Below are 25,715 nucleotides of genomic sequence, written 5' to 3' on the forward strand. Positions count from 1 at the left end.
TTCCCTAGCGGGGGTCGAGCCCGTTCGAGAGGAACCACGGCAGCGGGTCGACCGGCCCGCTGCCGGCCGGGCGGATCTCGAAGTGCAGGTGCGGCCCGGTGCTGTTGCCGCTGCTGCCGACGAAGGCGATGACGTCGCCCTGCTTCACCGGCCCCTTGCGGACCTTGTACGCCCGCAGGTGGCAGTACCAGGCCTCGGTGCCGTCGGGCATCTTCAGCACCGTCATGTAGCCGTACGACGGGTTCCACTGCGTGCGGATCGTGCCGTCGGTGACGGCCATCACCTCGGAGCCGCCGTCCACCGGGAAGTCGATGCCGGTGTGGCGGTTGGCCCAGTGGGTGCCGGCCTCGCCGAACAGCTCGCCGAGGCCGTGCCGGGCGACCGGCATGACCACCTTGGGCTTGACGGGCTCGGCGCTCGGCTGCGCGTCCGGGGTGCCCTGGGCGTCGGCGGGCTGGGCGCCGGCCAGCGGTTGGCGGGCGTCACCGCGGGAGGCCTGGGCCGGGTCGCCGGCCGCGACCGCCTGCCGGGCGGCCGTCCTGGCGGCTTCGGCGCCGCCGTCGGCCGGGTTGTCCGGGCTCTTCGGGCTGTCCTGGGCGCCCGGGGCGTCGACCGCCGTCCGTGCCGTCCGGCCGGCCGCCTGGGCGTGCTGATCGGCCTCGTCCCGCACGGTGACGGCCGCCGCGGCGGCGACCCCGAGCGCGGCCACCGACGGCAGCGCGACCCGCAGCAGTGCGGTTCTGGTGGCGGCCTTGGCGGCGCCGCGGCGCTGGGCGCGGGACTGCTCGCGGGCGGCGAGGCGCAGCTCCGCACGGGTCGGGCGGGCGGCTGCGTCGGGAGCCATCGGGGGCTGCCTCCTCGGTGGGCCTGGGGCGCGTCGTCGGGCAGGGGAGCGGCGGGGAAAGCGACAGGGAGAAGCGGTGGGGAGAAGCGGTACCGGGGAAGCGGGGAGAAAACAGCCGAGACTGTATCCGCAAGGCCGACGCCCCGGAAAAACCTCCGGTTGTCAAGAGGTCGGCCGGGGGTCTGTGCGGTGGACGGGTGGACGGGTATACCCACTGGTAGCAAGGCCGGGGGCTGTGACTTTGCCCTCCTCTTGGGAGGTGGCGCGGCCAACCGGGCCGGGTGGCGCTAACCTCCCCTCAGGTTGGTTATCGACCGTTAACCGCACCCGTGGCCCGCGAGGTCCGGTCGGATGGTGGACGACGAGGTCCAGGAGGCAGTCATGAGTGTGTCGGGGCCGATCCGTGTGGTGGTCGCCAAGCCGGGGCTCGACGGTCACGACCGTGGCGCCAAGGTCATTGCGCGTGCCCTGCGCGACGCCGGTATGGAGGTCATCTACACCGGGCTGCACCAGACGCCCGAGCAGGTCGTCGACACCGCGATCCAGGAGGACGCGGACGGCATCGGGCTGTCGATCCTCTCCGGTGCCCACATGACGCTGTGCGCGCGGGTGCTGGAGCTGTTGAAGGAGCGCGACGCGGCGGACATCAAGGTCTTCTGCGGCGGGATCATCCCGGACGACGACATCGCCGAGCTCAAGGCGATGGGCGTCGCGGACATCTTCACCCCGGGCACGTCCACCCGGGACGTCGTGGCCTGGGTCGCGGCCAACCTGCGCGCGGCCGGCTGAGGTTGACGGTGCGGGACGGGCCGGCCCGGCCCCAGGCTTCGGCGGGGCCGGCCCGTCCTGTCGTTCTGCCGTTCTGCCGCTTCGGGAGCGGGCGCCGGACACTCGCTAGGCGTCAGGCGTCAGGCGTCGAGTTCGGCGAGCATCGCGGCCCGGAAGCGCAGCGTCCCGGCCAGCCGGGCGAAGGTCTCCGACCAGGCGGAGTCGGGCGCGGCCCCGGCGGCCAGCTCCTCCACGGCGGACGCCGTCTCCGGGGCGAGCGCGCGTTCCGTCATCCCGAGCACTCCGCTGTGGCTCCACGGGTACGCGCCGGAGCCGGCGGCGCGGGCCAGGGCCGTCACCACGGCGGTGGACAGCGGCGGCGTCCACGGCGTGCCGCAGGCGCCGAGCAGTTGGAAGGCCTCGCCCAGGCCGTGCACCTCGATGAACGCGGCCGTCCAGGCGGCCCGCTCCTCGGGCGGGAGGACGGCCAGCAGCTTGGCGGGGGCGCCGGTGACACGGGGCGCGCGGGCCCGTCCGGCGCCGCGGGCGGGCGGTGCGGGCGCCGGGCCGAGCAGCGCCCGGGCCCAGTCGGCGTCGTGCTGGCGGACGGCGGCGCGCGCCCAGGCCTCGCGCAGGTCGTCGGCCCAGCTGCTGCTGGTCTCGTCGATGCTGTCGCCGACCCGCAGGGCGAGCAGCTGCTCGGGTGTCAGGCCGGTGCTCTCGGGCCAGAGCCGCAGCGGCGCGGCGGCGATCACCTCGCCGAACCACCAGGCCCGTTCGCCGCGCCCGGTGGGGGACTTGAGCGGTATGCCGTCGCGCTGCATGGCCGCGTCGCACTCGGCGGGCGGGGTGACCAGCAGGTGCGTCCCGGTCGCGGCGAGGCGGACGGCGGCCCCCGCCCGCTCGGCCATCCGCCGGGCGAGGGCCGAGCCGGGCAGGGTGGAGAGCAGTTCGGCGGCGGTGGCGCGGACGTTCTTGCTGCGGTCGCCGAGGGCGGCCTCCAGGAAGGGCTCGTCGGCGGCGGAGAGGCCGTCCTGGAGGGAGTCCAGGAAGAGCAGGCGGTCCTCGGCGCGCTCGGTGGACCAGGTGCCGCTCAGCAGCTCCAGGCCGGCGGCCGGATCGCGGCGGCGCAGCAGGGTGAGGTGGGTGACCCGCTCGGCGAACAGGCCCTCGTGCCACAGCTGGTGGTCGACGGGGCCGCCGGGCTGCTCGGCCGGATCGGGGGCGGCGGTGCGCAGCACGAAGCGCCAGTCGGGGTTCTGTTCGGCCAGCCAGCGGCCCAGCGGTCCGGCCAGCGCGACGGCGTCGGAGCGCAGTTCGCTGCGGGCGCGGGCGGCGTCGAGCAGGCCGGGTATCAGTGCGCCGGGCGGGCGCAGGCCCCGGGTGCGGGCGGTGGCGAGCCACTGCGGGAGCAGTTCGGCGAGGTTGGCCAGGGTGGCGCCGCCGCTGCCGCCGGACCGGCCGGCCAGCAGGACGGCGAGCCGGCGGGCGGCCGCCGCGGGCAGCTCGGGGCGCCCGTCCTCGGGCGCGGGCGGGCCGGGCGGTCCGGCGGCGGGGACGGGCAGGGCGCCGGCCCGGCGGCGGACGGTGGCGAGGGCGGCCAGCTCCAGCAGCGCGGTGGCCGGGTCGGCCTGGTCGACGGTGTCGGCGAGCGGCAGGGTGGTGGCCGGGAGCGGGCGGCGGTCGGTGCCGAGCAGGGCGGTGGTGTGCAGGGTCTCCCACGGGTCCTGGGTGATCGTCATCTTCGATGCTCCTGAGGTGTGCTGGACGCTAGACGGTGGTGAGGCCGATCGGGCGGTCGTGGCCGGCCCAGGCCGTGACCGGGGCGAAGCCCTGGTGGCCGTACTCGCCGAAGACCGTCAGCGGGCGGCCGGTGGAGACCGCGGCCAGCCGCCACAGGGCCGCCTCCGGGAGGGCCGAGGTGCGGACGGGCAGGGTGTGGTGGCCGTCCGTCAGGTACCAGCCGTCCGGGGTGCGGACGGGCATGGCGCCGGCGAGGACGGTCGGCCAGCTGTCCAGCCACGGGTCGTCGGCGACGGCGGTGCCGTAGCCGGCCACCGCCTCGGCGACGGTGAGGCCGTCGGGCGGGCCGGCCGGGCCGGGCCCGGGGGCGCCGTAGCGGGTGCCGAGGGCGGCGCGCAGCGGGCGGGCGCCGGGGTGGAAGGCCAGGTCGGCCTCCAGCAGGTGGCCGGTGGGCAGGGCGAGGTCGGGGGCCTGGCCGGGGCGGCCGAAGGCGAGCAGCAGGGCGGGGCGGCCGGTCTTGGCGCCGCGCAGCCAGACCCGGCGGGTGGTGAGCCGCTCGTCGGCGGAGTCGCGGCTGCCGAGCACCTGCCAGCGGTCGCGCACGGTGGGGCCGGCCAGGATCTCGGCGGTGTCGGTGGGGTAGCCGACCCGGGTGCGGACGGTGGCGGCCAGTTCGGCCGGCAGCTCGTCGACGCGGGTGGCGGCGGTGGCGAGCAGGTGCAGCATCGCGTACTCCTCCAGGAGCCGGTCCTGCGGGGCGGCGTCGAGTTCGCGGACCCGGGTGGCCAGGCCGGGGGCCTGGGCGTCGACCATCCGGGCGGCGACCTCCTCCCAGGGCCCGGCGGTGGACTGGTCGGCCAGGCCGTGCCGGATCCGGTCGGCCAGGCGCAGCCGCAGCTCGGCCGCGCCGGCCGCCACCCGGGCGCCGCGCCGCTCGGCCCGGCGGCGGGCGGCGACCGGGTCGGCCGGGGGTGCGGCGCGCTTCTCGGCGCGCTCCTCGCGGGACGTGAGCCAGTCGGCCGCCCACGCGGCGGGTTCGGCGGCGGGGACGGTCTCCGGGGCGCCGCTCCACAGCAGGAGGAGCCCGAGCGCGTGCTTGCACGGGAACTTCCGGCTGGGGCAGCTGCACTGGTAGGCGGGCGTGGCGAGTTCGATCACGGTGCGGTACGGCGTGCTGCCGCTGCCCTTGCACTCGCCCCAGAGCGCGGTGCCGTCGGTGCCCGCCCCGGACCAGGACGCGGGCGAGGAGAGCTTGCCGGCCGCCTTCTGCGACGCGGCGTCAGGTGCCAGGGACAGGACGTGTTCGGTGCTCCAGCGTTCCTCCATGCGACCGACGGTAGGCGGTGCCACTGACATCGGCTGACTGCCCGTCGGGAGCGCCCCGGGGTTTGTCAGTGCCGGGGTGCAGGGTGGTTCCCACAGGCCGGGACGCCGGCCCCAGCTCCCCCCGATCACCCTGCCGCCGGGGCACCCGTGTGCCCGGCGGCCGACCCGAAGGAGCCCCCGTGACCGACGTTCTGCGGCAGCATGCCGAGGACGCCTTCGCCGGTGAACTGGCCGCGCTGGCCGCGCAGGACGACCGTCCGCGCCCGGAGCGCTGGAAGCTCTCGCCGTGGGCCGTGGCGACGTACCTGCTCGGCGGCGAACTGCCCGACGGCACCCCGATCACCCCCAAGTACATCGGCCCGCGCCGGGTGGTGGAGGTCGCCGTCACGACCCTGGCGACGGACCGCGCGCTGCTGCTGCTCGGCGTGCCCGGCACCGCGAAGACCTGGGTGTCCGAGCACCTGGCCGCCGCGATCAGCGGCGACTCCACCCTGCTGGTGCAGGGCACCGCCGGCACCCCGGAGGAGGCCGTCCGGTACGGCTGGAACTACGCCCGGCTGCTCACCGACGGCCCGAGCCGGGACGCCCTGGTGCCCTCGCCGCTGATGCGGGCGATGGCGGACGGCAAGCTCGCCCGGATCGAGGAGCTGACCCGGATCCCGGCCGACGTGCAGGACAGCCTGATCACCATCCTGTCCGAGAAGACGCTGCCGGTGCCGGAGTTGGGCGGCGAGACGCAGGCGGTGCGCGGCTTCAACGTGATCGCCACCGCGAACGACCGCGACCGCGGCGTCAACGAGCTGTCCAGCGCGCTGCGCCGGCGGTTCAACACCGTCGTGCTGCCGCTGCCGGGCTCGCTGGAGGAGGAGGTCGACATCGTCACCCGCCGGGTGAACCAGCTCGGCCGCTCCCTGGAACTGCCCGAACTGCCCGGCGGCGCCGAGGAGATCAGGCGGGTGGTCACCGTGTTCCGCGAGCTGCGGGCCGGGATCACGACGGACGGGCGGACGAAGGTCAAGAGCCCGAGCGGCACCCTCTCCACGGCGGAGGCGATCTCGGTGGTGGCCAACGGCCTCGCCCTGGCCACCCACTTCGGGGACGGCGTGCTGCGCGCCGGGGACGTGACGGCCGGCATCCTCGGTGCCGTCGTCCGGGACCCGGTGGCGGACCACGCGGTGTGGCGCGAGTACGTCGAAGGGGTGGTGCGCGAGCGCGACGGTTGGAAGGACTTCTACCGGGCCGCCCGCGAGGAGGTGCGATGACCGAGGACGTCGCGCTGCTCGGCATCCGGCACCACGGCCCGGGCTCGGCCCGGGCGGTGGCCGCCGCGCTGGAGCGCTGGCGGCCGGACGCGGTGCTGATCGAGGGCCCGCCGGAGGCCGACGGCATCGTCCACCTCGCGGCCGGGAACGGCCTGGTGCCGCCGGTCGCGCTGCTGGCCCACGCGGTGGACGACCCGGCGAGGGCCGCGTTCTGGCCGTACGCCGAGTTCTCCCCGGAGTGGGTGGCGATCCGCTACGGCGTCGAGCGGGAGCTGCCGGTCCGCTTCATCGACCTGCCCGCCGGGTACGGCCTCGGCCCCGCCCCGGAGGCCGGGGAGCCCGGGGAGCCGGGGGAGCCCGCCGGGCCGGTCGCCGACCCGCTGGCGCTGCTCGCCGAGGCGGCCGGGTACGACGACCCGGAGCGCTGGTGGGAGGACGTGGTCGAGCACCGCGCGCCCGCCGCGCCCGGTGCGGACGGCGGCGGGGACGACCCGGACGGACTGGCGCCGTTCGCCGCCGTGGCGGAGGCGATGGCGGCGCTGCGCGCGGAGGGCCTCGGCGAGTCCCGGCGGGACGACCTGCGCGAGGCGTACATGCGCCAGCAGATCCGGGCCGCCCGCCGCGCCGGGCACCGCCGGATCGCCGTGGTGTGCGGGGCCTTCCACGTGCCCGCGCTGGCGGTGCTGCCGACGGTCGCGCACGACCGGGCGCTGCTCGCCGGACTGCCGCGGAAGGTGAGGACGGACATCACCTGGGTGCCGTGGACGCACCGCCGGCTCTCCCAGGCCACCGGCTACGGCGCGGGCGTGCGGTCACCGGGCTGGTACCACCACCTGTTCAGCACCGAGGGCGATCCGGTGCCGCGCTGGCTCGCCCGGGCCGCCGAACTGCTGCGCGCCGAGGACCACCCGGTCTCCTCCGCCCACGTCATCGAGGCGGTCCGGCTCGCCCGCACGCTGGCGGTGCTGCGCGGCCGCCCGCTGGCCGGGCTGACCGAGACCCTGGACGCCGTCCGCGCGGTGCTCTGCGAGGGTTCGGACATCGCCCTGGAGCTCGTCCGGGACCGTCTGGTGGTCGGCGACGCGCTCGGCGAAGTCCCGGACGCGGCACCGACGGTGCCGCTCCAGCGGGACCTCACCCGCTGGCAGCGCACGCTGCGGCTCAAGCCCGAGGCCGCGCCGAAGGACCTCGACCTCGACCTGCGCAAGGACACCGACGCGGCCCGCTCGCGGCTGCTGCACCGGCTGCGGCTGCTGGGCGTCGACTGGGGCGTGCCGGCCCGCTCGGCGGTCAACTCGACCGGGACGTTCCGGGAGAGCTGGCGGCTGTGCTGGCAGCCCGAGTTCGCGGTCCGGATCGCCGAGGCCGCCCAGTGGGGCACCACGGTGGAGGAGGCGGCGACCGGCAAGGCCGTCGGCACCGCCCGCGCCGCCGTCGAACTCGCCGAGCTGACCGGGCTGGTGGAGACCTGCCTGCTGGCCGGGCTGGCCGGCGCGCTGCCCGCCGTGATGCGGGTGCTCGCCGACTGCGCTGCCCTGGACACCGACGTCGCGCACCTGGCCGGGGCGCTGCCTGCGCTGGTCCGGGCGCTGCGCTACGGCGATGTGCGCGGCACCGACCACGGCGCGCTCGGCGAGGTCGCCACCGGCCTGGCCGACCGGATCTGCGTCGGACTGCCGCCCGCCTGCGTCGGGTTGGACGCCGAGGGGGCGGCGGCGATGCGCGGCCGGCTCGACGAGGTGCACGGCGCGATCGGCCTGCTCGGCCCGGCCGCTCGTCCGGAGCCGGAAGGCCCGGAAGGCCCGGACGCCCCGGACGAATCAGCGGGCCCGGGCACCCCGGCAGCCTCCCCGGGCCCGGACGGTTCAGAGGGCCTGGCCGGTTCCGAGGGCCTGGCCGACCGCTGGGCCGCCGCCCTGCGTTCGCTGGCCCGCCGCGAGCCGGCCGGCGGCCCGGCCACCGGAGCCCCCGGCCTGCTGCGCGGGCGCGCCGTCCGGCTGCTGCTGGACGACGGCCGGCTCGACTCCGAGGAGGCCGCCGGCCGGCTGCGGCTGGTCCTGTCCACCGCCAACGCCCCGGCGGACGCGGCCGGCTGGATCGAGGGCTTCCTCACCGGCGGCGGCGCCCTGCTGCTGCACGACCCGCGCCTGCTCGCCCTGCTCGACGAGTGGCTGACCGGCGTGCCCGGCGAGGTCTTCACCGACGTCCTGCCGCTGCTGCGCCGCACCTTCGCCGGGCTGGAGGCGGGCGTCCGCAGCACCATCGGCGGCCGGGTCGCGGCCGGCCCGCTCGGCGAGGCCCCGGCGGCCCGGACCCCGGGCGGCGCCCTCGACCGGGCCCGGGCCGACGCCGCCGTCCCGGTGGTGGCCCTGCTGCTCGGCGCCCGCCCCCGGATCCCCCGGCAGGCCGCCGGCCGCAACACCTGACACCCGTGAAGGAGGACCTGATGGCGACCACGACCGACGAACGGCTGCGCCGCTGGCGGCTGGTGCTCGGCGGCGAGGCCGACGGCACCGGCTGCGCCCTGCGCGGCCGGGACGCCGCGATGGACGGCGCCCTGGCCGCGCTCTACCGCGGCGCGCCCGAGGAGGGCGGCCGGGCGGCCCGCGGCGGCCGGCGCGGCGCCGGGCTGGGCGGCTCGGCCCCGCAGGTGGCGCGCTGGCTGGGCGACATCCGCGAGTACTTCCCGTCCACCGTCGTCCAGCTGATGCAGCAGGACGCGATCGCCCGGCTCGGTCTGGAGCGGCTGCTGCTGGAGCCCGAGATGCTGGAGGCCGTCGAACCGGACGTGCACCTGGTCGGCACCCTGCTGTCGCTCAAGCACGCGCTGCCCGAGACCACCCGGGAGACCGCCCGGACCGTGGTCGGCAAGGTGGTCGCCGATCTGGAACGCCGGCTCGCCGACCGCACCAGGGCCACCCTGGGCGGCGCCCTCGACCGCAGCGCCAAGGTCAACCGGCCCCGCCACCGCGACATCGACTGGGACCGCACCATCCGGGCCAACCTGAAGAACTACCTGCCCGAGCACGGCACCGTCGTGCCCGAGCGGCTGGTCGGCTACGCCCGCGCCCAGCGCGCGGTGAAGAAGGACGTCATCCTCTGCATCGACCAGTCCGGCTCGATGGCCCCGTCGGTGGTGCACTCGGCGGTGTTCGGCGCGGTGCTCGCCTCGATGCGCACGCTGGACACCCGGCTGGTCGTCTTCGACACCTCGGTGGTCGACCTCACCGAACAGCTCACCGACCCGGTCGACGTCCTGTTCGCCACCCAGCTCGGCGGCGGCACCGACATCAACCGCGCGCTCGCCTACTGCCAGTCGAGGATCACCCGGCCGTCCGAGACCGTGGTCGTGCTGATCAGCGACCTCTACGAGGGCGGTATCCGGGACGGCATGCTCAAGCGCGTCGCCGCGATGAAGGCGGCCGGCGTCCAGTTCATCGCCCTGCTGGCGCTCTCCGACGAAGGTGCGCCCGCCTACGACCACGCCCACGCCGCCGCCCTGGCCGCCCTGGGGGCCCCGGCCTTCGCCTGCACCCCGGACGCCTTTCCGGAGATCATGGCCGCGGCGATCGAGAAGCGCCCGCTGCCGGTGCCTGACCAGGGAGTGTGAGGATTCACCCGGACGTGCGAACCGGCCGACCGGCGGACGGGGGGTGCGCCGACCGCCCCCGTAGGCTGTCTGTGACGGTTCTCACCACGGACGGGCAGGCCCCGGGCGAAACAGTCCCGTCGTACGGGGATAACCTGCCAGACGGACGTGACGCGCGTGTTGATTGACGTGTGCGCCCGTGGCTGTGTGGGCCGCAAGGCCGTACCTCTGCGTACCCGCACCGCCCCGACGACCCGCAGCGAAGATCCTGCCGTGGCACGCTCGTAGAGACACAATCCGCGACCACGAACAAGGACAAACACGTGGACCTGTTCGAGTACCAGGCGAGGGACCTCTTCGCCAAGCACGGTGTGCCCGTGCTTGACGGTGATGTGATCGAGACCGCCGCAGACGCTGCCGCCATCGCGGAGCGCTTCGGCGGCCGCGCCGTCGTCAAGGCTCAGGTGAAGGTGGGTGGCCGAGGCAAGGCCGGTGGCGTGAAGCTCGCCTCCGACCCGGCTGACGCCGTCGCCAAGGCCGAGGCGATCCTCGGCATGGACATCAAGGGCCACACCGTCCACAAGGTGATGCTGGCCCAGACCGCGGACATCAAGGACGAGTACTACGTCTCGTTCCTGCTGGACCGCACCAACCGCACCTTCCTGGCGATGGCCAGCGTCGAGGGCGGCGTGGAGATCGAGGTCGTCGCCGAGGAGAACCCCGACGCGCTCGCCAAGATCCCGGTCGACGCCAACGAGGGCTGCACCCCGGAGAAGGCCGCCGAGATCGTCGCCGCGGCGAAGTTCCCGGCCGAGATCGCCGACCAGGTCGCCGACGTCCTGCAGAAGCTGTGGAAGGTCTTCATCGCCGAGGACGCCCTCCTCGTCGAGGTCAACCCGCTGATCAAGTCCGGCGAGGGCAAGATCATCGCGCTTGACGGCAAGGTCTCGCTGGACGAGAACGCCGAGTTCCGCCAGCCCGAGCACGAGGCCCTGGAGGACAAGGCCGCGGCCAACCCGCTGGAGGCCGCCGCCAAGGCCAAGGGCCTGAACTACGTCAAGCTCGACGGCCAGGTCGGCATCATCGGCAACGGCGCGGGCCTCGTGATGAGCACCCTCGACGTGGTCGCCTACGCCGGTGAGAAGCACGGCGGCGTCAAGCCCGCCAACTTCCTCGACATCGGCGGCGGCGCCTCCGCCGAGGTCATGGCGAACGGCCTGGAGATCATCCTGGGCGACCCCGACGTCAAGTCGGTGTTCGTCAACGTCTTCGGCGGCATCACCGCCTGCGACGCGGTCGCCAACGGCATCGTGCAGGCCCTGGAGCTCCTGAAGAGCAAGGGCGAGAACGTCACCAAGCCGCTGGTCGTCCGTCTGGACGGCAACAACGCGGAGCTGGGTCGCAAGATCCTCGACGACGCCAACCACCCGCTGGTCCAGCGCGTGGACACCATGGACGGCGCCGCTGACCGCGCCGCCGAGCTGGCCAACAAGTAAGGAAGGGGACTTTCACACCATGGCTATCTTCCTTACCAAGGACAGCAAGGTCATCGTCCAGGGCATGACCGGCTCCGAGGGCATGAAGCACACCCGCCGCATGCTCGCCTCCGGCACCCAGATCGTCGGCGGTGTCAACCCGCGCAAGGCCGGCACCACGGTCGACGTCGACGGCACCGAGGTGCCCGTCTTCGGCGGCGTCGCCGAGGCCATGGAGAAGACCGGTGCCGACGTCACCGTCATCTTCGTGCCGCCGAAGTTCACCAAGGACGCCGTCGTCGAGGCCATCGACGCCGAGATCGGCCTGGCCGTCGTCATCACCGAGGGCGTCCCGGTGCACGACACCGCCGCCTTCTGGGCGTACGCCGGTTCGAAGGGCAACAAGACCCGGATCATCGGCCCGAACTGCCCCGGCCTGATCAGCCCCGGACAGTCGAACGCCGGCATCATCCCGGCCGACATCACCACCTCCGGCAAGATCGGCCTGGTCTCGAAGTCCGGCACCCTGACCTACCAGCTCATGTACGAGCTGCGGGACATCGGCTTCTCCTCGGCCGTGGGCATCGGCGGTGACCCGGTCATCGGCACCACCCACATCGACGCCCTCAAGGCGTTCCAGGAGGACCCGGAGACCGAGCTCATCGTCATGATCGGTGAGATCGGCGGCGACGCCGAGGAGCGTGCCGCGGCCTACATCGCCGAGCACGTCACCAAGCCGGTCGTCGGCTACGTCGCGGGCTTCACCGCCCCCGAGGGCAAGACCATGGGCCACGCCGGCGCCATCGTCTCCGGCTCCTCGGGCACCGCCCAGGCGAAGAAGGAGGCCCTCGAGGCCGCCGGTGTCAAGGTCGGCAAGACGCCGTCCGAGACCGCCCGCCTGGCGCGCGAGATCATCGCCGGCTGACGTCGGTCGACCGCGCAGCGAGCGCCCCTGCCCTTCACGGGCAGGGGCGCTCGCGCGTCCGCGGACGCCGTCAGTACGGCGTGGGCCCGGTCGTGCACGGCAGCGGTGACCACAGCGGGCAGACCTCCGGACCCTGCGGCGGCGGGGCGCCCGCCCCCCGGGCGACCGCCGGCAGCTCCCACCGCGCGGCGGCCTGCGGCGCCGACTCCATCACGACCGCCTCCACCCCCGGCGTCGGGCTGCACCACAGGCTGCGGACGACGTTCGGCGGCCCGCCCGGCAGCGCCGGCACACCCGGCTCGCCCGGGCCCGCCGCCGACAGGCACATCGCCGGCTCCGGCGGCTCCGGGGACCGGAACAGCGTCACCGGCCGGATCCCCACCAGCGTCGCCAGCGCCGCCCCGCCCACCGCCGCCGTCAGCAGCGCCGCCGCCCCCGTCCGGCTCGCGGTCCACAGGCGGTGCCGGGCCCGCAGCACCGGCACCGGGGGCCGGTGCGGTTCCGGGCAGCCCCGGACCGCCGCCCGGTGCAGCAGCCCGCTCAGGCCGTCCGCGAACCCCGGCGCCGCCGGATCCGGCCCCAGCAGTTCCGGTACCCACCGGGCCAGTGCCGCCCGGGCCGCCCACACCCGCCCCTCGGCCGCCGCCAGCGTCGACTCCACCTCCACCGCGACCGCCGCCGCCGGCAGGCCCAGCCCGTCGTGCAGCACCAGCGCCCGGCGCTGCGGCCGGGACAGCCGCCGCAGTGCCTTCAGCAGCGCCCGGTCCCGGTCGGTCAGCCGGTCGTGATCGGGCAGCACCGCCTGCGACTCGTCCGCCGGCCGCACCCGGATCCGCCGGTGCGGCAGCTTCCAGGCGTGCATCCGCCGGGGCCCGCCCCGGTGCCACGGGGACAGTGCCAGCTCGCACGCCCGTACCCGCACCCACCCTTCCGGATCCCCCGTCGCGGCCACCTCCGCCCAGCCCCGGCGCGCCGCCCCGAACGCCAGCCGGACGCAGTGCGCCGCCCGGTGCCGGCAGGCGGTCAGCAGGAACACCTGCTGCACCAGCCGGGTGTGCGCCTGCTCGTACAACTCCTCGAAGCTCCCGGCCGGCCCGGCCCGCTCGCCGTCGGCCGGCGTGGCCACGTGGGCGGGCCGCCCGGGGTCGGCGGCCGGGCCGTCGGGTCGGTCCTGCGCCGCGGGCGGGGTGTCGCGGGTGCCAGGCGGTGTCGTGGTGACGGCGGGTGTGCTGATGCTCCCTCCCGGGGCGTTCGGGGCGTTCGGGGCGGTCTGGGCGTGGGCGTGGGCGTGGGCGGCCTGGCCGGGGTGCGCGAGGGCGGGCCCGGCGTGCTCTCCTCCGGTGCCGAGGACGGGCGGGCGCTGCGGCGCGGGGTCGGGGGTACGGGGGTCGGCGGCAGGGCCCGCCTGGACGTCGCCCGGTGCGTCGGGGCGGGGTGGTGCGTCGGGGCGGGGTGGTGCGTCGGGGCGGGACGGTGCGTCGGGGCCGGGCGGTGCGGGGTCGGGCGGTGCGGGGTCGGGGCTCTTCGGGCGGGCGGTGGTGAGGGCGACGGCCTCGGCCTCGGTGGCCGCGCCGAGTTTGCGCATGGCCCGCTGGACGTAGCTGCGGGCGGTGGCCGGGGTGACGCCGAGGGCGGCGGCCGACTGCTGGAGGTCGCGGCCGGCGGCGAGGTGGGCGAGCACCTGGGCCTCACGGGGCGTCAGTTTCCGTAGGAGGCGGGCCGCGTCCTGGTCGGGGTGGGTGGTCCGGGGCTTGCGGGCGCGGTTCCCGGGGGTGGGGGAGTCGGCGCCGGCGGGGTGTTCGGCGGTGGGTGGCGTGGTCATCAGACGCTCCGGGCCGGTCCGCCGGCGGCTTGGGGATCGGGTCTGAAAATGCGCATAAGCCAATAATCTGGGACACGGCGGCGGTTTGCCGCTTCACGAGGCATGGCGAGTCGCCTTGGCACCATGAGGCGCATGACGCAGCTGATGGGCCGTCCGATCCTGGAACTGCCGGGCGAACTGGGCGGACGCCCGTTGCCGGCCGACCTGTTGGCGGGGGTGCGGACGGCGCTGGTCGGCCTGGCGGTCGTCGGGGTACCGGTGCTCGGGCTCTGGGTGGCGACGCCGTACGCGGACAACGGGGCGACCGGCGCCACCCGGTTGGCGGGGGCGTTGTGGCTGCTCGGGCACGGCGCGCCGGTGCTGCGGGGGGACGCGGGCGCGCCGCTGACCGTCACCCCGCTGCTGCTGGGCGTGCTGGCGGTGGCTCAGCTGTACCGGGCCGCCGCCGGGGTGGCGTCGCGGCGCGGGCCCCGGCCGCGCTGGGGCGGTCCGGTTGCGGTGTGGGCGGGCTACTGCGCAGTCGCGGTGGCGGTGGTGCTGCACTGCACGGGCGCCGGGCTGTTCCGGGCCAGGGTGCTGCCGGACGTGCTGGTGGTGGGGTTGCTGGCCGGGCTGGCGACGGCGGCGGGCGCGCGTTCGGCCCGGGCCGCCGGCCCCGACGCCCCGCCCCGCCGCCCGGCGTGGCAACTGCTGGACCGGCTGCCCGCGCCGCTCCGACCGGTCGGCGGCGCGGCGGCGGTGCGCGGCGCGGTGCTGGCGGCCGGGGCGGGCCTGGTGGCGGCGGGCGGGGTGCTGGTGGCGGTGGCGGCGGCGCTGGACGCGGCGTCCGGGGGCGGGCACGGGATGGCGGTGCTCGGGCGCGGACCGGCGGCCCTGGTCGGGCTGCTGCTGCTCGGGGTGGTGCTGCTGCCGAACGCGGTGCTCTGGGGGACGGCGTACGCCCTGGGCCCGGGGTTCGCGGTGGGTTCCGGGACGGTGGTGGCGCCGGGCGGCACCGTGCTGGGCCCCGTCCCGGAGTTCCCGATGTTCGCCCTGCTGCCGGCGGAGGGCCCGGGCGGCTGGCGGCTGGCGGCACTGCTGCTGCCGGTGCTGGCGGGGGTGGTGCCGGCGGTGCTGCTGGGCCGGGCGGCGGCCGGCCCGTGCGCGGCGGCCGGGGCCGACGACAGCGATGGCGTCGACGACGGTGACGGGGGCGGCGACGGACCGTGGCCGCTCGCGGCGACGGTGGTGGCGGTGCTGGCGGCGGCGCTGCTGACGGGCGTCGCGGTGGCGGCGGCGGGCTGGCTGTCGGGTGGCGCGCTGGCGGGCGGCCGGATGGCCCGGCTGGGACCGGCGCCCTGGTGGACGGGACCGGCGGCGGCGGGCTGGTTCGCGCTGGTGGCCGTGCCGGGCGCGCTGCTGGTCCGCCATCGGGCGCTGTGCCCCGCAACGGTCCTGGAGGCCGACGAAGAGGTCGACAGAGAGGTCGACGGGCAGACCGCCGAGAAGCTCGACGCGTACGCCGACGAGGAGGTCCCGCCCGCGGCCCGCGCCCGGTCGGCCGAGCGGCTGCGCCGGGGGGTGCTGCTGCTGCGGGCCCGCGGGTACGCCGCGGTGCTGCGCCTGGGCGGGCGGGCCCCCGGGAACGACTAGCCCTGTCCGTCCTGGGCCTTGTCCGGCAAGACCGGACGGACAGGATCTAGCCCGCGTTCCCGGTGAAGTCGACGTACCACTTGGGCGCGAACCGGTCGCAGTTCTCGGCGCCGACGGAGGTCAGCGAGTCCCGGACGCAGGTGACGTAGTCGTTGTAGTACATCCCGAGGCCGATCACCGAGGTCGCGACCACGACGGTCATCGCGCCGGTGAGGATTCCGGCGAGCGCGGCCGGGGTGAGCGGGTTCGGGGCGGCGGGCTGGTGGGCGGTGCCGGTGACGGCGGCGGCCGGGGCGGGCTTGGGGGTCCGCAGTGCGCTGATGCCCCACACGATGCCGAGCGCGCCGACGAACAGGGCGGCCCAGTGGAAGCCGACGAACAGGCAGACCAGCGCGAGCGGCCCGGCCAGCGCGGCGTTGCGGGCCCGGCGCTGGGCGGGGTCGGCGGGGTCGAGCTTGGGCGGCTGCGGGGCCGGGGGGTTGGGGCGGCCGTCCTCGGGCCGGCCGAGGCCCCAGGGATGCGGCGGCGGGAGCTGCGGGCGTTCGCCGGCGCCCTGGCCGCCGGTGTCGTCCCGGCCCTCGCCGGGCCAGGGGTTGCGCGGCTGCCACGGCTGGTCCGGGGCATCCGCCGGCGGCGGCGCGAAGGGGTTGCGCTCGCCGGTGTCGTCACCGCTGCTCATGGTTCAGCCATTCCTTCTCGGTCGGAGGGGCGGTCTCCCGCCTCCCCTATGATCCCGCAGCCGTTCGCCGCTCCTCCGGCGGCCTGCCCGCTGCGCGGGTGCCGGGCGGGCCCGTGCCCGGGGCAACTCCGCCGCGCGGGACGGAGGAGATCCCCGTCTCAACTACGCGCGTAGCGCCGCCAGGAGGGTGCGGAGGCCGTCCGACCAGCCGTTATCGTGGTGACGGTCAGCAGCTCGCAGAGGTTCCCGGGTGCCCGCGTCGCGGTGGGTTCTCCTGGTGTTCCCCCTCGCTCGACCTGCCGTTCGTAGTGGCCCCACCACCGGTGGACGTACCAGCGGGCGGCGCCCGACCTACGGAGAATCGCGCAGTGGCCGCCGCCCCCGCCCAGCTCTTCCCGCCCCGTACGCCCGGACCGGCCCGCCTGGTGGTGCTCGTCTCCGGTTCCGGCACCAATCTGCAGGCGCTGCTCGACGCCGCCGCCGATCCGGCGTACGGCGCCGAGATCCTCGCCGTGGGTGCGGACCGTGACGGCATCGCGGGCCTGGAGCGGGCCGAGAAGGCGGGCCTGCCGGTCTTCGTCCACCGGGTGAAGGACTTCGCCGACCGGGCCGACTGGGACCGCGCGCTGACCGCCGCCGTCGCCGCCCACGAGCCGGACCTGGTGGTCACGGCCGGTTTCATGAAGATCCTCGGGCCCGAGTTCATCGCGGCCTTCGCCGGGCGGATCGTCAACACCCATCCCGCGCTGCTGCCCTCCTTCCCCGGCGCCCACGGCGTCACCGACGCGCTCGCGTACGGGGTGAGGGTCACCGGTTGCACCGTCCACCTGGTCGACGCCGGGGTGGACACCGGGCCGATCATCGCGCAGGGCGTCGTCGAGGTCGTCGACGCCGACCACGCCGATGGCGGCGAAGCGCTGCACGAGCGCATCAAGACTGTCGAGCGCAAGCTGCTCGTCGACGTCGTGGGCCGGCTGGCCCGCGAGGGTCACCGCATCGAGGACCGAAAGGTATGGATTCCGGCACATGAGTGAGCGGAGCGAGCGAATCATCGAGAATGGTGCCCGGCGCGCAGCGCCCACCGAGCGCAGCGAGGTGGGAGCATGAGTGCCAGCTCCACCACGCCCCCCGTTTCGGAGAACATCCGTCCGATCCGTCGCGCGCTGATCAGCGTGTACGACAAGACCGGTCTGGAGGAGCTGGCCCAGGGCCTGCACGCCGCCGGGGTCGCGATCGTCTCCACCGGCTCCACCGCCGGCCGGATCGCCGCCGCCGGCGTCCCGGTGACCGAGGTCTCCGAGCTGACCGGCTTCCCGGAGTGCCTGGACGGGCGCGTGAAGACGCTGCACCCCCGCGTGCACGCCGGCGTGCTCGCTGACCTGCGGCTGGAGTCGCACCGCGCGCAGCTGGCCGAGCTGGGCGTCGAGCCCTTCGACCTGGTCGTGGTGAACCTCTACCCGTTCAAGGCCACCGTCGCCTCGGGCGCCACCCCGGACGAGTGCGTCGAGCAGATCGACATCGGCGGCCCGAGCATGGTCCGCGCCGCGGCCAAGAACCACCCGTCGGTGGCCGTGGTGGTCGACCCGGCCCGTTACGACGACGTGCTGCGCGCCGTCCAGGAGGGCGGCTTCGACCTGGCCACCCGCAAGCGCCTGGCCGGTGCGGCGTTCGCGCACACCGCCGCGTACGACGTCGCGGTCGCCTCCTGGTTCGAGGCCGGCTACGCGCCGAGCGACGAGCGGTTCCCGGAGTTCCTGGGCGCCACCTGGGAGCGGCAGAACGTGCTGCGCTACGGCGAGAACCCGCACCAGGGCGCCGCGCTGTACAGCGACGGCAGCGGCGGCCTGGCCGGCGCGGAGCAGCTGCACGGCAAGGAGATGTCGTACAACAACTACGTCGACACCGACGCCGCCCGCCGCGCCGCGTACGACCACGCCGAGCCGGCCGTCGCGATCATCAAGCACGCCAACCCGTGCGGCATCGCGACCGGCGCGGACGTCGCCGAGGCGCACTGCAAGGCGCACGAGTGCGACCCGGTCTCGGCGTACGGCGGCGTGATCGCGGTCAACCGCCCGGTCACCGTCGAGCTGGCCGAGCAGATCGCCCCGATCTTCACCGAGGTCGTGGTGGCCCCCGGCTACGAGGACGGCGCCGTCGAGGTGCTGGCCCGGAAGAAGAACCTGCGGGTGCTGCTGGCCCCCGAGGCGCCGGCCAACCGCCAGGAGGTGCGCCCGGTCTCCGGCGGCGTGCTGCTCCAGGACGCCGACCGGGTGCAGGCCGAGGGCGACGACCCGGCGAACTGGCGGCTGGCCACCGGCGAGGCGCTGTCCGAGGCCGAGCTGGCCGAGCTGGCCTTCGCCTGGCGGGCCTGTCGGGCCGTCAAGTCCAACGCGATCCTGCTGGCCAAGGGCGGCGCCTCGGTGGGCGTCGGCATGGGCCAGGTCAACCGGGTCGACTCCTGCAAGCTCGCGGTCGAGCGGGCCGGGGAGCGGGCCAAGGGCGCGTACGCGGCCTCGGACGCGTTCTTCCCGTTCGCGGACGGTCCGGCCATCCTGATCGCGGCCGGCGTCAAGGCGATCGTCCAGCCGGGCGGTTCGATCCGGGACGAGGAGGTCGTCGCGGCGGCCGCCGAGGCCGGGGTGACGATGTACTTCACCGGTGCCCGGCACTTCTTCCACTGATCGCGTTCCACCGCTCGCCCGGCGCACCGCCCGGGTGACGGCATGACAGAGCGGCCCGGCTCCTCCGGAAGGGGAGCCGGGCCGCTCGTCGTCCGATCGGCTCGGACGGGGCCGGTCAGTAGTGCGGCCGGTCAGCGACCCGGCCGGCCAGCGCAGCCGGTCAGTAGCGCGGCCGGGCGAACCAGGCGACGCCGTCCTTGACGCTCATCCCGACGATCATCGTGATCGAGACCGCGAGCCACATCAGCGTGAAGACGATGCCGACCGGGTTGGCGTTGTTGGCGAACGAGCCGGCCAGCCCCAGCAGGCCGAGCAGCGCGCCGAACGAGCCGTACACCAGGGTGGTGATGCGGACCGCGGGCCCGCCCTTGCCGAACTTCACGCCCAGCGTGATGGAGAAGGCCGCGAACAGCGCGCACACGATGCCGACGACCACCAGCACGCCGGCCGCCGCATTGCCGAAGCCGTTGAACGGGTCGCTCCCGTCGATCTCCTGGGCCCGGTTGGTGACCTCCTTGGCCGCCGCGGCGGCTATCAGGTAGATGCCCCCGCCGATGATCTGCACGGCGCCGATGATGAACAGCAGCACCCGGGTGGTGACCACCAGGCCCGGCATGTTCTGCGGGACGGCCGGCGGGTAGCCGTAGCCCGGTCCGCCGTAGCCCGGCGCGGGCGGCGGGTAGCCGTACCCGGCCGGCGGGGCCTGCTGGGGGTAGCCGTAGCCGGGAGCCTGCGGGGGCTGGCCGTACGGGTTGTTCGGGTCGGGCGGGTAACTCATCGATGCCTCCGGGCAGTTGCGGGGACGTGGGGACGGGACGGAGGGCCCGGTTCCGGTTGGCGAGTCGGGTCGCCGGTGGAACGGGACGCTAACGGAGGGGAGTGACAGCCCGGAGCGGAGCCGGGCGCGGCCGGCTCAGACGCGCGGTGAGAGCGCTGAGAATGGTGAGAACGGTGAGAGCGGAGTCGTCGACGGGCCCGCTGCGGGCAGGACTGCGCCGCAGTGGTCGGGCGGCTCGGTCTGAAGTGGTCGGCTCACGTGCTCTTTCCCCCGGGTACGCCCCCGCCGGGTGTCCGTCGGCCCGTCACCGGGCCGGGTCGCGGCAGGGAATGCCCGCATATCGTCAACCGGACGGCGGGGCCGTGTCCAGCCGGTTCCGCGCGCCGGACCGAGACTGTGGCGCAACCGCAACGTGGTCCAGGCCTTCCGTACCCGTCCGACCGGAAGCCGGAGGTGGGGCCCGCCTCCGGCTCCCGCCCGCCGAGCGCCCGCCGAGCGCCCATCGAGCGCCCATCGAGCGCCCACCGAGCGCCCACCGAGCGGACGTCGGGAGTTCGAAGACGGGCCCTGGTACGGCGGCTTGCCCCGATCCGGGAGAATGGGGTCATGACTGCCCAGATTCTCGATGGCAAGGCCACCGCCGCCGCGATCAAGTCCGAACTCGCCGCCCGCGTGGCGGTCCTCAAGGCGAAGGGCGTCACGCCCGGCCTCGGCACCGTCCTGGTCGGCGACGACCCGGGCAGCCGCTGGTACGTCAACGGGAAGCACAAGGACTGCGCCGAGGTCGGCATCGCCTCGATCCAGCGCGAGCTGCCCGCCACCGCCACCCAGGAGGACGTCGAGAACGTCGTCCGCGAGCTCAACGCCGACCCCTCCTGCACCGGCTACATCGTCCAGCTGCCGCTGCCCAAGGGCCTGGACCAGAACCCGGTCCTGGAGCTGATGGACCCGGACAAGGACGCCGACGGCCTGCACCCGACCTCGCTCGGCCGGCTCGCCCTGGGCATCGAGGGGCCGCTGCCGTGCACCCCGCTGGGCATCGTCGAGCTGCTGCGCCGGCACGACGTCGAGATCGACGGTGCCGAGGTGGTCGTGATCGGCCGCGGCGTCACCGTCGGCCGCTCGATCGGCCTGCTGCTGACCCGCCGCAGCGAGAACGCCACCGTGACCCTGTGCCACACCGGCACCCGGGACCTCGGCTACCACCTGCGCAAGGCCGACATCATCGTGGCCGCCGCGGGCGTGCCGCACCTGGTCAAGCCGGAGGACGTCAAGCCGGGCGCGGCGGTGCTGGACGTGGGCGTCAGCCGCAGCGAGGGCAAGATCGTCGGCGACGTGCACCCGGGCGTGGCCGAGGTGGCCGCCTGGATCTCCCCGAACCCCGGCGGCGTGGGCCCGATGACCCGCGCGATGCTGCTCAACAACATCGTCGTGGCGGCCGAGCGCCGCGCCGGCGTCTGACCCCGCGACCGACACCACCACGAGGGACGGCGAGCATGACGGAACCGCGACCGGCGCGGACCCCGCGCAGGCCGGTCAAGACCACCGGCACCCTGCCGCCCGAGGGCGCGGCCGCAGCCCTCGGGCGCGACCACACCCTGCCGGTCCGGCAGTGGCCGATAACGCTGGTCCTGCTGGTGGTCGGGGCCGGCCTCGCGGTCACCTGGTTCGCCGACTTCAAGGACGGCTTCAAGTACGGGCTGCTGATCCTCGGCTGCGGGGTGCTGCTCGGGGCCGTCCTGCGGCTGGTGCTGCCCGAGGTCGGGATGCTGGCGGTGCGCAGCCGCTTCACCGACGTGATCGTGCTGACCTTCCTGGGAGCGTCGATCGTGCTGCTGACCCTGGTGGCGCAGCCGAACCCGTGGCTGGAGATCCCGCTGCTCGACAACATCGGCAAGTTGATCGGCCGGCCCAAGCACTGACGCCGGGGTGACCGTGACGGCCCCCGCCCTGCGAGCCAGGGCGGGGGCCGCCGTCCGTTGTGACGCATCAGCCAGGCCCGCACCCGCGGCGTACGCTTCCCTTTGCGATAACCTGACGCCGGTCTCTCGATGTCGAGAGATCATCCTCGGCTCCAGCGCGCCGGTGTGCCTGGGGCACCTGGCGATCTGCTGGAGAAGGTAGAAATGACCCGCACCCCCGTCAACGTCACCATCACCGGAGCGGCCGGCCAGATCGGCTACGCGCTGCTCTTCCGCATCGCCTCGGGCCACCTGCTCGGTGCCGACGTCCCGGTGAACCTGCGCCTCCTGGAGATTCCGCAGGGCCTCAAGGCCGCCGAGGGCACCGCCATGGAGCTCGTCGACTGCGCGTTCCCGCTGCTGCGTGACATCACGATCACCGACAACCCGAACGAGGCCTTCGACGGCGCCAACGTCGCGCTGCTGGTCGGCGCCCGTCCGCGCACCGCCGGCATGGAGCGCGGCGACCTGCTGCAGGCCAACGGCGGCATCTTCGGCCCGCAGGGCAAGGCGATCAACGACCACGCCGCGGACGACATCAAGGTCCTGGTCGTCGGCAACCCGGCCAACACCAACGCCCTGATCGCCCAGCGCAACGCCCCGGACGTCCCGGCCGAGCGCTTCACCGCGATGACCCGCCTGGACCACAACCGCGCGGTCGGCCAGCTCTCCATCAAGACCGGTGCGCCCGTCTCCGACATCAAGCGCGTCACCATCTGGGGCAACCACTCCGCCACCCAGTACCCGGACGTCTTCCAGGCCGAGATCGCCGGCAAGCCGGCCTTCGAGGCCATCGGCAGCGACCAGGCCTGGCTGGACGAGACCTTCATCCCGACCGTCGCCAAGCGCGGCGCGGCCATCATCGAGGCCCGTGGCGCCTCCTCGGCCGCCTCGGCCGCCAACGCCGCCATCGACCACGTGTACACCTGGGTCAACGGCACCGCCGAGGGCGACTGGACCTCCATGGGCGTCGTCTCGGACGGCTCCTACGGCGTCCCGCAGGGCCTGATCTCCTCCTTCCCGGTCACCACCAAGGCCGGCAAGTTCGAGATCGTCCAGGGCCTGGAGATCTCCGACTTCTCGCGCGCCCGCATCGACGCCTCGGTCAAGGAGCTGACCGAGGAGCGCGACGCGGTCCAGGAGCTGAGCCTCATCTGAGCCCCGCGGCACCGCTTTCCCGACGGCCCGCCGTCTCCTTCCCGGAGGCGGCGGGCCGTCGTGTGACCGGCCGTCGCTCGTTCTTCCACTCCCCGGGCGCCGGCCGGTCTTACACTGACCCGCTGTGAACGAAACCCTCGGGGACGCCCTGCTCGTCCTCGTCTTCATCCTGCTGGGCGGGCTGTTCAACGTCGCCGAGATCTCGCTGATCTCGCTGCGCGAGGGCCAGATCCGGACGCTGGAGGCGCTCGGCACCCGGCGGTCCGCCCGGGCCGCGCACCTGGCCGCCGACCCCAACCGCTTCCTGGCCGCCGTCCAGGTCGGCGTGACCTGCATGGGCTTCCTGTCCGCCGCCTTCGGCGCGGACACCCTGGCCGGCAAGGTCGCGCCGCTGTTCGTCCGGGCCGGGCTCACCGAGGGCGTCGCCGACGCGGTCGCCCTGGTCGGCCTCACCCTGGTGATCAGCTACGTCTCGCTGGTCCTCGGCGAACTCACCCCCAAGCGGATCGGCCTGCAGCGGGCCGAGTCGATCGCGGTGATCGCGGCCCCGGTGGTGGACGTGATGTCGGTGGCGCTGCGCCCGGTGATCTGGCTGCTCGGCCACTCCACCAACCTGATGGTCCGCCTGCTGGGCGGCGACCCGGCCGCCGGCCGTGGCTCGATGAGCTCCGAGGAACTGCGCGGCCTGGTCGCCGCCAACACCGAACTCGGCAGCGACGAACGGGCGTTGATCGCGGACGTGTTCTCCGCCGGGGAGCGGCAGCTGCGCGAGGTGATGGTCCCGCGCACCGAGGTGACCTTCCTGGACGCCGAGCGCCCGCTGGCCGCCGTCCGGCACCAGGCGGACACCTCGCCGCACTCGCGCTACCCGGTGGTCGAGGGCAGCGCCGACGCCGTGGTCGGCTTCGTGCACGTCCGCGACCTGTACGGCGCGCGCGGCGAGCAGGCCGCCAAGGTCCGCGACCTGGCCCGCCCGGTGAAGCTGCTGCCCGGCACCAAGCGGGTGCTGGAGGCGATGGGCGAGATGCGCCGCGAGGGCCACCACCTGGCCATCGTGGTGGACGAGTACGGCGGCACCGCCGGGATCGTCACCCTGGAGGACCTGGTCGAGGAGGTGATCGGCGAGATCCGGGACGAGTACGACCGGCCGGAGACCGCCGCCACCCGCCGGCTGGTCGGCGGCGGCATGGAGCTGGACGGCCTGCTCAACCTCGGCGACTTCACCGAGGAGACCGGCGCCACCCTGCCCGAGGGCCCGTACGAGACGGTGGCGGGTTGCCTGGTCGCCTCGCTCGGCCGGCTGCCCCGGGACGGCGACCAGGTGCGCGTCCCGGTCGAGGGCGGTGGCGGGGTGCTGCTGACGGTGGCCAAGCTGGAGGGCCGGCGGATCGCCCGGGTGAGGGTGAGTGCGGTCACACTGGCGGAACCTCCTGGGGCGGACGTTTCCTGAGCGCCCGGTGGAACTGGAACAATGGCCCGCATGGTCAACGCAGCGGTCACTGGTCCGGTCAAGGACCGTCCCCGGGTTCTCTCCGGCATCCAGCCCACCTCCGGCTCGTTCCACCTCGGCAACTACCTGGGCGCGGTGCGCCAGTGGGTGGACCTGCAGAAGGAGAACGACGCCTTCTACATGGTCGTCGACCTGCACGCGATCACCGTCTCGCAGGACCCGAAGGAGCTGCGCGAGAACACCCGGGTCTCCGCCGCCCAGCTGCTCGGCGCCGGCCTGGACCCGGAGCACTGCACCCTGTTCGTCCAGTCGCACGTGCCCGAGCACGCGCAGCTCGCCTGGGTGATGAACTGCCTCACCGGCTTCGGCGAGGCCTCCCGGATGACCCAGTTCAAGGACAAGTCCGTCCGACACGGCGCGGACAGCACCACGGTCGGCCTGTTCACCTACCCGGTGCTGATGGTCGCGGACGTCCTGCTCTACCAGGCGGACGCCGTCCCGGTCGGCGAGGACCAGCGCCAGCACCTGGAGCTCACCCGCGACCTCGCCGACCGCTTCAACACCCGCTACGGCCCGACCTTCACGGTGCCGAAGCCGTACATCCTCAAGGAGACGGCGAAGATCCAGGACCTCCAGGACCCGGGCGCCAAGATGAGCAAGTCCGCCTCCTCGGACAAGGGCCTGGTCAACCTGCTGGACGAGGCGAAGGTCAGCGCCAAGAAGTTCAAGAGCGCCGTCACCGACACCGGCACCGTCGTCTCCTACGACGAGGACGGCAAGCCCGGCGTCTCCAACCTGCTGCGCATCCACTCCGCGCTCAGCGGCCAGTCGATCGACCAGCTGGTCGCGCACTTCGAGGGCAAGATGTACGGCGCCCTGAAGACCGAGCTGGCCGAGCTGTTCACCGAGTGGGTCACCCCCTTCCAGGAGCGCACCCGCTCCTTCCTGGACGACCCGGCCGAGCTGGACCGGGTGCTGGCGATCGGCGCCGAGAAGGCCCGCGAGGTGGCCGCGCAGACGCTGGAGACGGTGTACGACCGGGTCGGCTTCCTCCCGGCCGCCAAGCGGTGACTCCCCTCACACGCCTGCCCGATGGTGACGGTCTCCCCGAGGCCGTCACCATCGGCGTGTCCGTGAGCGTTCCGGATCCGTACGGTGCGCAGATCCAGGACGCCCGGGCCGGGCACGGCGATCCGCTGGCCCGGTCGATACCGACGCACGTCACCCTGCTGCCGCCGACCGAGGTGCCGGCCGAGGCGCTGCCGAAGATCGAGGAGCACCTGGCGGCGGTGGCGGCCTCGCACCGGCCGTTCCGGATGCTGCTGCGCGGCGCCGGCACCTTCCGCCCGGTCTCCCCGGTGGTGTTCGTCCGGGTCGAGGAGGGCGCGCAGGAGTGCCGGCTGCTGGAGGCGGACGTCCGCTCCGGCCCGCTGGCCCGCGAGCTGGCGTTCCCGTACCACCCGCACGTGACGGTCGCGCACGGTCTGCCGGATGACGCGCTGGACCAGGCGTACGCGCAGGCGCGCGGCTTCCGGGCGGCCTTCCCGGTGCCGGGCTTCGGCCTCTCCCGCTTCGACGCGGACGAGGTCTGGCGGCCCTGGCGGAGCTACCTTTTCTCCTGA

The 25,715-nt window shown here is 74.7% G+C and carries 21 protein-coding genes; 15 read left to right on the plus strand and 6 right to left on the minus strand.

Features of this window, described 5'->3' with window-relative positions; translation table 11 throughout:
• Positions 1–4: 4 nt before the first annotated feature.
• A complete protein-coding gene (locus AB0P03_RS24135) occupies positions 5–844 on the minus strand; it encodes a peptidoglycan DD-metalloendopeptidase family protein (RefSeq protein WP_363580176.1) in 840 nt (279 codons plus the stop codon).
• Between the two features lie 381 nt (positions 845–1,225).
• Here AB0P03_RS24135 and AB0P03_RS24140 point away from each other — a divergent pair, with 381 nt between their 5' ends.
• Positions 1,226–1,633 carry a cobalamin B12-binding domain-containing protein gene (locus tag AB0P03_RS24140; protein WP_063351339.1) on the plus strand — a complete coding sequence of 136 codons (408 nt, stop codon included), beginning with the start codon at positions 1,226–1,228 and terminating at the stop codon, positions 1,631–1,633.
• A gap of 119 nt (positions 1,634–1,752) precedes the next feature.
• On the opposite strand, the gene AB0P03_RS24145 is transcribed toward AB0P03_RS24140, so the two are convergent.
• Both AB0P03_RS24145 and AB0P03_RS24150 read right to left on the minus strand, forming a co-directional pair.
• Entirely contained in the window at positions 1,753–3,354 is a 1,602-nt protein-coding gene (locus AB0P03_RS24145; protein ID WP_363580178.1) for a DUF5691 domain-containing protein, read from the minus strand.
• Positions 3,355–3,382: 28 nt separating this feature from the next.
• Positions 3,383–4,681 (minus strand): SWIM zinc finger family protein, encoded by a 1,299-nt coding sequence (locus tag AB0P03_RS24150; protein ID WP_363580180.1) that lies wholly within the window; start codon positions 4,679–4,681, stop codon positions 3,383–3,385.
• A 179-nt stretch (positions 4,682–4,860) separates the two neighbouring features.
• Here AB0P03_RS24150 and AB0P03_RS24155 point away from each other — a divergent pair, with 179 nt between their 5' ends.
• From AB0P03_RS24155 to sucD, 5 genes are all read left to right on the plus strand, one after another.
• Positions 4,861–5,943, plus strand: coding sequence for an AAA family ATPase (locus AB0P03_RS24155; RefSeq protein ID WP_350877198.1), 1,083 nt, complete (start codon positions 4,861–4,863; stop codon positions 5,941–5,943).
• Entirely contained in the window at positions 5,940–8,369 is a 2,430-nt protein-coding gene (locus AB0P03_RS24160; RefSeq protein WP_363580182.1) for a DUF5682 family protein, read from the plus strand. The genes AB0P03_RS24155 and AB0P03_RS24160 overlap by 4 nt, the downstream gene beginning before the upstream one ends.
• A 20-nt stretch (positions 8,370–8,389) precedes the next feature.
• Positions 8,390–9,553 carry a VWA domain-containing protein gene (locus tag AB0P03_RS24165; RefSeq protein WP_363580184.1) on the plus strand — a complete coding sequence of 388 codons (1,164 nt, stop codon included), beginning with the start codon at positions 8,390–8,392 and terminating at the stop codon, positions 9,551–9,553.
• 302 nt (positions 9,554–9,855) lie between these two features.
• Complete coding sequence (sucC, locus tag AB0P03_RS24170) at positions 9,856–11,028, plus strand: ADP-forming succinate--CoA ligase subunit beta (RefSeq protein WP_363580186.1); 1,173 nt, start codon at positions 9,856–9,858, stop codon at positions 11,026–11,028.
• 19 nt (positions 11,029–11,047) lie between these two features.
• Entirely contained in the window at positions 11,048–11,932 is an 885-nt protein-coding gene (gene sucD / locus AB0P03_RS24175) for a succinate--CoA ligase subunit alpha (RefSeq protein WP_063349021.1), read from the plus strand.
• 70 nt (positions 11,933–12,002) lie between these two features.
• Here sucD and AB0P03_RS24180 read toward each other — a convergent pair whose 3' ends face one another.
• Complete coding sequence (locus tag AB0P03_RS24180) at positions 12,003–13,754, minus strand: sigma factor-like helix-turn-helix DNA-binding protein (RefSeq protein ID WP_363630711.1); 1,752 nt, start codon at positions 13,752–13,754, stop codon at positions 12,003–12,005.
• A 132-nt stretch (positions 13,755–13,886) separates the two neighbouring features.
• Here AB0P03_RS24180 and AB0P03_RS24185 point away from each other — a divergent pair, with 132 nt between their 5' ends.
• Entirely contained in the window at positions 13,887–15,386 is a 1,500-nt protein-coding gene (locus tag AB0P03_RS24185) for a DUF6350 family protein (protein ID WP_363630713.1), read from the plus strand.
• A gap of 46 nt (positions 15,387–15,432) precedes the next feature.
• Here the strand turns inward: AB0P03_RS24185 and AB0P03_RS24190 are convergent, their stop codons facing one another.
• Positions 15,433–16,065 carry a hypothetical protein gene (locus AB0P03_RS24190; protein ID WP_363580192.1) on the minus strand — a complete coding sequence of 211 codons (633 nt, stop codon included), beginning with the start codon at positions 16,063–16,065 and terminating at the stop codon, positions 15,433–15,435.
• Positions 16,066–16,433: 368 nt separating this feature from the next.
• On the opposite strand from AB0P03_RS24190, the gene purN reads away from it, so the two are divergent.
• Positions 16,434–17,099, plus strand: a complete 666-nt coding sequence (purN, locus tag AB0P03_RS24195) for a phosphoribosylglycinamide formyltransferase (RefSeq protein ID WP_063349026.1) — start codon at positions 16,434–16,436, stop codon at positions 17,097–17,099.
• Positions 17,100–17,168: 69 nt separating this feature from the next.
• Positions 17,169–18,746: a bifunctional phosphoribosylaminoimidazolecarboxamide formyltransferase/IMP cyclohydrolase gene (purH, locus tag AB0P03_RS24200; RefSeq protein WP_363630714.1), complete on the plus strand. Its 1,578-nt coding sequence runs from the start codon at positions 17,169–17,171 to the stop codon at positions 18,744–18,746.
• Between the two features lie 160 nt (positions 18,747–18,906).
• Here the strand turns inward: purH and AB0P03_RS24205 are convergent, their stop codons facing one another.
• On the minus strand, positions 18,907–19,524 hold the full coding sequence (locus tag AB0P03_RS24205) for a hypothetical protein (RefSeq protein ID WP_363630715.1): 618 nt from the start codon (positions 19,522–19,524) through the stop codon (positions 18,907–18,909).
• A gap of 606 nt (positions 19,525–20,130) precedes the next feature.
• Between AB0P03_RS24205 and AB0P03_RS24210 the strand changes: the two genes are divergently transcribed.
• From AB0P03_RS24210 to AB0P03_RS24235, 6 genes are all read left to right on the plus strand, one after another.
• On the plus strand, positions 20,131–20,985 hold the full coding sequence (locus AB0P03_RS24210; protein ID WP_363580198.1) for a bifunctional methylenetetrahydrofolate dehydrogenase/methenyltetrahydrofolate cyclohydrolase: 855 nt from the start codon (positions 20,131–20,133) through the stop codon (positions 20,983–20,985).
• A gap of 35 nt (positions 20,986–21,020) precedes the next feature.
• A complete protein-coding gene (locus AB0P03_RS24215; RefSeq protein WP_063349030.1) occupies positions 21,021–21,446 on the plus strand; it encodes a DUF3017 domain-containing protein in 426 nt (141 codons plus the stop codon).
• A gap of 204 nt (positions 21,447–21,650) precedes the next feature.
• Positions 21,651–22,643: a malate dehydrogenase gene (locus tag AB0P03_RS24220; protein WP_363630717.1), complete on the plus strand. Its 993-nt coding sequence runs from the start codon at positions 21,651–21,653 to the stop codon at positions 22,641–22,643.
• 124 nt (positions 22,644–22,767) lie between these two features.
• A complete protein-coding gene (locus AB0P03_RS24225) occupies positions 22,768–24,093 on the plus strand; it encodes a hemolysin family protein (RefSeq protein WP_363580202.1) in 1,326 nt (441 codons plus the stop codon).
• A 30-nt stretch (positions 24,094–24,123) separates the two neighbouring features.
• Positions 24,124–25,164: a tryptophan--tRNA ligase gene (gene trpS / locus AB0P03_RS24230; protein ID WP_363625898.1), complete on the plus strand. Its 1,041-nt coding sequence runs from the start codon at positions 24,124–24,126 to the stop codon at positions 25,162–25,164.
• Between the two features lie 62 nt (positions 25,165–25,226).
• Positions 25,227–25,715, plus strand: a complete 489-nt coding sequence (locus tag AB0P03_RS24235) for a 2'-5' RNA ligase family protein (RefSeq protein WP_363630719.1) — start codon at positions 25,227–25,229, stop codon at positions 25,713–25,715.

Source organism: Kitasatospora sp. NPDC088779 (assembly GCF_040685395.1).
Lineage (GTDB): Bacteria > Actinomycetota > Actinomycetes > Streptomycetales > Streptomycetaceae > Kitasatospora.